We start from the raw sequence: 7333 nt of genomic DNA, 5'->3' as shown, positions 1-7333 counted from the left end.
CGTACATGTTGCCCCACGGCCAGCGCATCACCGACAGGCCGCGGCCCGCACCAGCGCCTCGACGTCGTCGGCGGTGACGGCCTCGCGGGCCACCACGCCCGAGGCGGTGCCCTCGGCGCCGTCCAGGGTGGCCACCACGGTCAGCCGGCGGCCGCGGGTGACGCCGTTGGTGGTCAGCGCGTTGCCCGCCCAGCGCAGGTTGGCGCTGCTCTGCTCGTCCACCAGGACGACGCAGCCGTCCGTGCGGGAGAGCTCCAGGGCGCGCTCGACCAGCTCGTGCGGCTGGTAGGTGTCGGACATCAGCGACCCGCCTCCTGCTGGGTGTTGAGAACCTTGACGCCCTGGAAGAGCGCCGAGGGGCAGCCGTGGCTGACCGCCGCGATCTGGCCCGGCTGGGCCTTGCCGCAGTTGAACGCGCCGCCCAGCAGGTAGGTCTGCGGGCCACCGACCGCGGCCATCGAGCCCCAGAAGTCGGTGGTGGTCGCCTGGTAGGCGAAGTCCTTGACCTGGCCGGCCAGTTCGCCGTTCCTGATCGCGTAGGCGCGCTGTCCGGTGAACTGGAAGTTGTAGCGCTGCATGTCGATCGACCAGGACCGGTCGCCGACGATGTAGAGGCCCTTCTCGACGCCGGCGAACAGGCCCGCGGTGTCCGGGCCGTCGGCCGCCGGGCGCAGCGAGACGTTGGCCATCCGCTGGACCGGCACGTGCGCGGGGGAGTCGGCGAAGGCGCAGCCGTTGGAGCGGCCCAGGTCCTTCAGCTTCGCCATCCGGCGGTCCAGCTGGTACCCGGTCAGGATGCCGTCGGTGACCAGGTCCCAGGACTGGGTGGCCACGCCCTCGTCGTCGTAGCCGATGGTGGCCAGGCCGTGCTCGGCGGTGCGGTCGCCGGTGACGTGCATCAGCTCGGAGCCGTACTTCAGGGTGCCCAGTTGGTCGAAGGTGGCGAAGGAGGTGCCGGCGTAGGCGGCCTCGAAGCCGAGCGCGCGGTCCAGCTCGGTGGCGTGGCCGATCGACTCGTGGATGGTCAGCCAGAGGTTGGTGGGGTCGATCACCAGGTCGTAGACGCCCGCCTCGACGCTGGGCGCCCGCACCTTCTCGGCCAGCTGGCCCGGCAGTTCGGCCAGCTCGCCCTGCCAGTCCCAGCCGGTGCCCAGCAGGTACTCCCAGCCGCGGCCGGCCGGCGGGGCGATGGTGTGCATCGACTCGAAGGCGCCGCTGCGCTCGTCGACCGAGACCGCCTCCAGGTCGGGGTGCAGCCGGATGCGCTGCTGGGTGGTGACGGTGCCGGCGGTGTCGGCGTAGAACTTGTTCTCCTGCACGGTGTGCAGGCTCGCCGTGACGTGCGAGACGCCGTCGGCGGCCAGCAACCGGCTGCTCCAGTCGGCCAGCAGGCCGGTCTTCTCGGCGTCCGGCACGTCGAAGGGGTTGATCTCGTAGGAGGAGACCCAGGTGGCGTCCGGGTAGACCGGCTCCTCGGCCAGCTCCACCACGTCCGCGCCACCGGCGCTGCGGCTGATCCCGGCCGAGAGCCGGCCCACCGCGACGGCCTGCTCGGCCACCTGGGCGGCGGCCTGCGGGGTCAGGTCCACGCCCGCGGCGAAGCCCCAGGCGCCGTCGCGCACCACCCGGACCGCGAAGCCCAGCCGCACGGTGTCCGAGCTGCCGGCCGGGCGGGCGTCGCGCAGCCGCCAGGAGGCGCTGCGGACCCGCTCCAACCGGAAGTCGGCGTGCTGGACGCCCAGTTCGCGGGCCCGCTGGAGCGCCGCGTCGGCCAGCGCGCGCAGCGGCAGGGCCAGGAAGAGCGGGTCGACGGCGCGTCCGGCCGGGGCGGTACTGCTCGGGGTCGGCGGCATCGGACTCCCTGAGGTGTGCGGCGGCTGGCCGGCGCCGGTGCCGACGGCGGCGCGGGCGGCCCCTGCGGTCAGGGGTGCCCGCATCGCATCATGGCGCCTCGGGGGAGTTCTCGGCCAGCGGATTTCGCGGGTGTCGACCGACCGGGTCAGTGCCGTGGGGCGGTCAGGCCAGCCCCTCCCACCAACCGTCCAGCTCCGGCGGGTCGACCACGTCGACCCGCTCGCCCGGGCGCGGCACCGCGACCCGCACGCCCTGCGCCTTGGCCTCGGCCAGCAGCCGCTCGACCGGCTCCGCCCACGGGTGCAGGCCCAGGTTGAAGGTGCACCAGTGCACCGGCACCAGCAGGCCGCCGTCCAGCTCGCGGTGGGCCAGCACGGCGTCCTCGGGGGTCATGTGGATGTCGGCCCAGGCCGCGTCGTAGGCGCCGATCTGCATCAGCGAGGCGTCGAAGGGGCCGTGCTCGGCGCCGATCTTCGCGTAGCCCTCGAAGTAGCCGGAGTCGCCGGTGTAGAAGACCTTGCGGGTCGGGCCGGCGATCACCCAGGAGCCCCAGAGGGTGGTGTTGCGGGTCAGCGCCCGACCGGAGAAGTGGTGCGCCGAGGTGAGGGTGACGGTCAGCTCGCCGAGCGTGCAGGTCTCGTCCCAGTCCAGCTCGATGATCCGGTGCTCGGGCACGCCCCAGCGGCGCAGGTGGCCGCCGATGCCCAGCGGGACCGCGAACGGCGCGGACTGGCTGCGCACCAGCCGCTTCACGGTGGGCATGTCCAGGTGGTCGTAGTGGTCGTGCGAGATCAGCACGACGTCGACCGTCGGCAGCTCCTCCAGCTCGACCGGCACCGGGTGCAGCCGCTTGGGGCCCACGTGCGCGGAGGGCGAGCAGCGCTCGCTCCAGATCGGGTCGAGCAGCACCCGGGTGCCCTCGACCTCCACCAGTGCCGAGGCGTGCCCGTACCAGGTGAGCTCGACGCCGGCGGCGGCCGGCCGGTCGGGGCTGTCCAGCTGGCGCACCAGCGGCACCGGGCGCACCGGGGTGCGGCCCTCGCGCTCGGTGAGCATCCGGCGCACGGTGTCGCGGTCGGGGCGCGGCACCTCCTGCGCGCCGCGGGCGAGCGTGGAGGGCGCGTTGTGGAAGACGCCGTCGGCGAACTGCGGCGAGTTGCGGATCCGGGCGTCGCGCTCGGCGTCGGGCCGGCGCCCGAAGGCGGCGGGCAGGTCGCGCAGGGCCCAGGCCGCGGCACCGGCACCGGCGGCCAGGGCGGTCAGGGTGAGCAGCCGGCCCCGGCGCCTGGGGGTCCGGGGGATTGCCTCGCTCATCGGGGAGCCGCCTTCGGTCGGTCTGGGGATCCCGGCAAGGATCCCGGCAGTCGGTCAGGGTGCGGGCCGAGCCGTCACCGGTAGGGCAACGGGCATCCTAGGCCCGGTGTTCCCGGCGCCGTGTCGCGGACCGCTTCCGGGCGCCTCCGGCCGTGGACCGGATTGTCGGAAGGCGACAGTTCCGGGGGCCATGACCTGTGGAGGCCCGATTCGTCGCTGCGCGGAAGTGACCGATAGCGTCACAGTGCGTACGTTCCCCCGCGTTGCGGGACCACGACAGGGAGAGGTGGATCGTTGAGCCGCTCGGTTCTCGTCACCGGAGGTAACCGGGGCATCGGCCTCGCCATCGCCCAGGCCTTCGCCGAGGCGGGCGACCAGGTCGCCATCACCAGCCGCTCGGGGGAGGTCCCCGCGGAGCTGGCGAAGTACGACGTCCTCGCGGTGCGCTGCGACATCAACGACAGCGCGCAGGTGGACGCCGCCTTCACCGAGATCGAGGCCAAGCACGGCGCGGTCGAGGTGCTGGTCGCCAACGCCGGGATCACCAAGGACATCCTGATGCTGCGGATGACCGAGGAGGACTTCACCTCGGTCGTCGACACCAACCTGACCGGCACCTTCCGGGTGGTCAAGCGGGCCTCGGCGAAGATGCTGCGGGCCCGCAAGGGGCGCATCGTGCTGGTCTCCTCGGTGGTCGGCCTGGTCGGCTCGCCGGGCCAGGCCAACTACGCGGCCTCCAAGGCCGGCCTGATCGGCTTCGCCCGCTCGCTGGCCCGCGAGTTCGGCCCGCGCAGCATCACCGTCAACGTGGTCTCCCCCGGCTTCGTCGACACCGACATGACCGCTGTGCTCAGCGAGGAGCGCCGCAAGGAGATCGTCTCGGGGGTGCCGCTGGGTCGTTACGCCGCACCCGCCGAGGTCGCCTCCACCGTGCGGTTCCTCGCCTCCGACGAGGCCGCGTACATCACCGGAGCCGTCATTCCCGTGGACGGCGGATTGGGCATGGGTCACTGATCACATGAGCGGAATTCTTGAAGGCAAGCGGATCCTGATCACCGGCGTGCTCATGGAGTCCTCCATCGCGTTCCACACCGCGAAGCTGGCCCAGGAGCAGGGCGCCGAGATCATCCTGACCGCCTTCCCGCGGCCCACGCTGACCGAGCGCATCGCCAAGAAGCTGCCCAGGCCCACCAAGGTGCTGGAGCTGGACGTCACCAACAACGAGCACCTGGACGGCCTGGCGGACCAGGTGCGCGAGCACCTGGGCAGCCTGGACGGCGTGGTCCACTCGATCGGTTTCGCCCCGCAGGACGCGCTCGGCGGCAACTTCCTGAACACCCCGTGGGAGTCGGTCTCCACCGCGATGAACGTCTCGGCGTTCTCGCTGAAGTCGCTCGCGATGGCCTGCCTGCCGCTGATGAGCGAGGGCGGCTCGGTGGTCGGCCTGACCTTCGACGCGCAGCTCGCCTGGCCGCAGTACGACTGGATGGGCCCGGCCAAGGCCGCGCTGGAGGCCACCTCCCGCTACCTGGCCCGCGACCTGGGCAAGCAGGACGTGCGCTGCAACCTGATCTCGGCCGGTCCGATCAAGTCGATGGCCGCCAAGTCCATCCCGGGCTTCGACCAGCTGGCCGACACCTGGAACCACCGCTCCCCGCTCGCCTGGGACGTCACCGACCCGGAGCCGGCCGGCCGCGGCGTGGTCGCGCTGCTCTCGGACTGGTTCCCGAAGACCACCGGCGAGATCATCCACGTGGACGGCGGGCTGCACGCGATCGGCGCCTGAGCCGCCCGCTGCACCCCGCACCATCTCGCAGTACCCGGCACCACCCCGCAGGCCCGGCCGCGCAGCACGCGCGGCCGGGCCTGCGGCGTTCCCACCCGCCGCGCGTCCGCGCGCGCCGCTGGGCCCGGGTCAGCCGTGCTCGGGGGACCCGGCGCCGGCCCCGGCCCGCTCGCGCTCCTCGGCGTCGGACCGCCCGCAGGCGCCCACCACCCCGGAGGACTCGGCGGCCGCCGTCGCCGCGTCGCCCTCGCGGATCGCGGTGAGGATCGCCTGGTGCCCCACGTAGCGCTCCTGGGCGAGCACCGGGCCGATGTCCTGGCGCAGCTGGGCGCGCAGCACCTCGCCGAGGTCGGCGTAGAGGGCGGCCAGCACGTCGTTGTGGGCGGCGGCCACCACGGCCTGGTGGAAGGCGGCGTCGGCCTGCACGAAGACCTCGGCGTCCCCGCCGTGCCAGGCCTCCTCGCGCCGGGCCAGCGCGGTCTCCAGCAGGTCGAGGTCGCGCTCGGTGCGCCGCGCGGAGGCCAGCGAGGCCGCCGAGGCCTCCAGCAGCGCGCGCAGCTCGACCACCTGGTCCTGCTCGGCGTCGGCGAACCGGCGGTGCATCACGCCGGCGAGCTCGCTGGTGGCCAGCACGTAGGTGCCCGAACCCTGGCGGATGTCCAGCAGCCCGTTGTGGGCCAGCGCGCGGACGGCCTCGCGGACGGTGTTGCGGGCCACCCCCAGCTGGTCGACCAGCGCGGCCTCGGTCGGGATGCGCGAGCCGACCGGCCACTCGCCCGAGGTGATCTGCGTCCGGAGCTGGGCGATCACCTGGTCGGCCAGCGGGGCGCGCCGGGGCGAGGACAGCGTCATGGTGCTCCTAGTCGGTCAGGGCGGTCACCGCGGTCGGTGACTCGGGGTGAGGCGGTCCGGGTGCCGGGAACCATCTTCCCCGACCCGGGAGCGCGGCGGTGACCCCGGGGTGTGCCAATTCATCCCATCATTCTATGATGGCCTCCATGTCCACCACAGCAGAGACCACCGGCGCCCTGCGCGCCCAGGCGGTGGCCGTCGACGACGGCCGCCGCGCCCGCCGCCTGGGCTGGCTGCTCGCCGTCGCCGTCGCGGTCGCCGCCTTCAACCTCCGCCCCGTCGTCACCAGCCTCGGTCCGCTGCTGCACCGGGTCCGCGACGACCTGCACATGAGCGCGACGGTGGCCGGGCTGCTCACCGCGGTGCCCTCGCTCTGCTTCGCGCTCTTCGGCTTCGCCGCCCCGGCGCTGGCCCGCCGGTTCGGGCCCACCGTGGTGGTGGCCGCCGGCACCGGGGCGATCACGGCCGGCGTCGCGGCCCGCGCCTTCGCCGGCACCACCGCGCTCTTCCTGCTGCTCACCGCGCTGGCCCTGGCCGGGGTGGCGGTCGCCAACGTGCTGATCCCGGTGGTCATCAAGCGGTACTTCCCCGACCGGGTCGGGCCGATGATCGGCCTCTACTCGATGTCGCTGTCGGCCGGCACCGCGCTGGCCGCGGCCGTCACCGTGCCGCTGACCCGCGAGCTGGGCGGCAGCTGGCGGGTGGGCCTGGGGATCTGGGCGGTGGCCGGCGCCGTGGCCGTGCTGCTCTGGCTGCTCACCCCCGCGCTGCGCCGCGACGGGCGCGACGAGGCTGCCGGCACCGCCGCCGGCGCGGGCCAGGCCGCCGAGCGCCGGCTGCCGATCCTGCGCAGCCCCACCGCCTGGGCGCTGGCCTGCTTCTTCGGCTGCCAGGCGACCGGCGCCTACGCCACCATGGGCTGGCTGCCGCAGATCTACCAGGACGCCGGGCTCTCCGCGGACAGCTCGGGCCTGCTGCTCGCGCTGACCATGGCGATCGGGGTGCCGGTCTCCTTCATCCTGCCCAACTGGGCGGCCCGGCGTGGCGACCAGCGCGCCTTCGTGGTGGCGCTGGTGGCCTTCGGGATCGCCGGCTACGTGGGCCTGGCGCTCGCGCCGGCCGGCGGCGCCTGGCTCTGGGCGCTGCTGGTGGGCCTGTCCAACTGCGCCTTCCCGCTGACCCTGACCATGATCGGCCTGCGGGCCAGGACCAGCGGCGGGGTGGCCCAGCTGTCGGCCTTCGCGCAGGGCCTGGGCTACCTGATCTCGATCCCGGGGCCGATCCTGATCGGCACCCTCTACCAGAGCACCGGCGGCTGGTACCTGCCGCTGGGCTTCCTCGCCGCGCTGCTGGTGCCGCAGCTGCTGATCGGCCTGCGGGCCGCCCGGGCCCGGCACATCGAGGACGAGGTCGGCTGACCGCGCCGGACCCGGGGCGGACCCCGGGGCCCGGCCCGGCCCGGGTCCGGCCCCCCGGTCCGGCCCCCGGGTCCGGTTCAAGGGCAGGTCAAGGCGGCCACCCCGCCCG

The 7333-nt window shown here is 74.0% G+C and carries 6 protein-coding genes and 1 pseudogene; 3 read left to right on the top strand and 4 right to left on the bottom strand.

What is annotated here, in order from left to right; genetic code table 11:
• The 3 genes and pseudogenes from ABD323_RS16170 to ABD323_RS16160 form a co-directional block, all read right to left on the bottom strand.
• Positions 1–300, bottom strand: a pseudogene (locus ABD323_RS16170) (TldD/PmbA family protein); the annotation flags it as partial.
• Positions 300–1853, bottom strand: a complete 1554-nt coding sequence (locus tag ABD323_RS16165) for a TldD/PmbA family protein (protein ID WP_344442310.1) — start codon at positions 1851–1853, stop codon at positions 300–302. The gene ABD323_RS16165 and the pseudogene ABD323_RS16170, both read right to left, overlap by 1 nt.
• A 163-nt stretch (positions 1854–2016) precedes the next feature.
• A complete protein-coding gene (locus ABD323_RS16160) occupies positions 2017–3168 on the bottom strand; it encodes an MBL fold metallo-hydrolase (protein WP_344442286.1) in 1152 nt (383 codons plus the stop codon).
• A 294-nt stretch (positions 3169–3462) separates the two neighbouring features.
• On the opposite strand from ABD323_RS16160, the gene fabG reads away from it, so the two are divergent.
• Both fabG and fabI read left to right on the top strand, forming a co-directional pair.
• On the top strand, positions 3463–4182 hold the full coding sequence (gene fabG / locus ABD323_RS16155; protein WP_344442285.1) for a 3-oxoacyl-[acyl-carrier-protein] reductase: 720 nt from the start codon (positions 3463–3465) through the stop codon (positions 4180–4182).
• A gap of 4 nt (positions 4183–4186) precedes the next feature.
• Positions 4187–4954 carry an enoyl-ACP reductase FabI gene (gene fabI / locus ABD323_RS16150; RefSeq protein WP_344442284.1) on the top strand — a complete coding sequence of 256 codons (768 nt, stop codon included), beginning with the start codon at positions 4187–4189 and terminating at the stop codon, positions 4952–4954.
• A 129-nt stretch (positions 4955–5083) separates the two neighbouring features.
• Here the strand turns inward: fabI and ABD323_RS16145 are convergent, their stop codons facing one another.
• On the bottom strand, positions 5084–5806 hold the full coding sequence (locus ABD323_RS16145) for a FadR/GntR family transcriptional regulator (RefSeq protein ID WP_344442283.1): 723 nt from the start codon (positions 5804–5806) through the stop codon (positions 5084–5086).
• A 137-nt stretch (positions 5807–5943) separates the two neighbouring features.
• Between ABD323_RS16145 and ABD323_RS16140 the strand changes: the two genes are divergently transcribed.
• The gene (locus ABD323_RS16140; protein WP_425556018.1) at positions 5944–7224 is read left to right on the top strand and encodes a CynX/NimT family MFS transporter; all 1281 of its coding nucleotides are present in this window, start codon (positions 5944–5946) and stop codon (positions 7222–7224) included.
• Positions 7225–7333: the final 109 nt, after the last annotated feature.

The sequence above is a fragment of the Kitasatospora nipponensis genome, from assembly GCF_039528135.1.
In the GTDB taxonomy this organism is placed as follows: Bacteria; Actinomycetota; Actinomycetes; order Streptomycetales; family Streptomycetaceae; genus Kitasatospora; species Kitasatospora nipponensis.
This window is presented reverse-complemented; position numbering and strand designations above follow the sequence as displayed.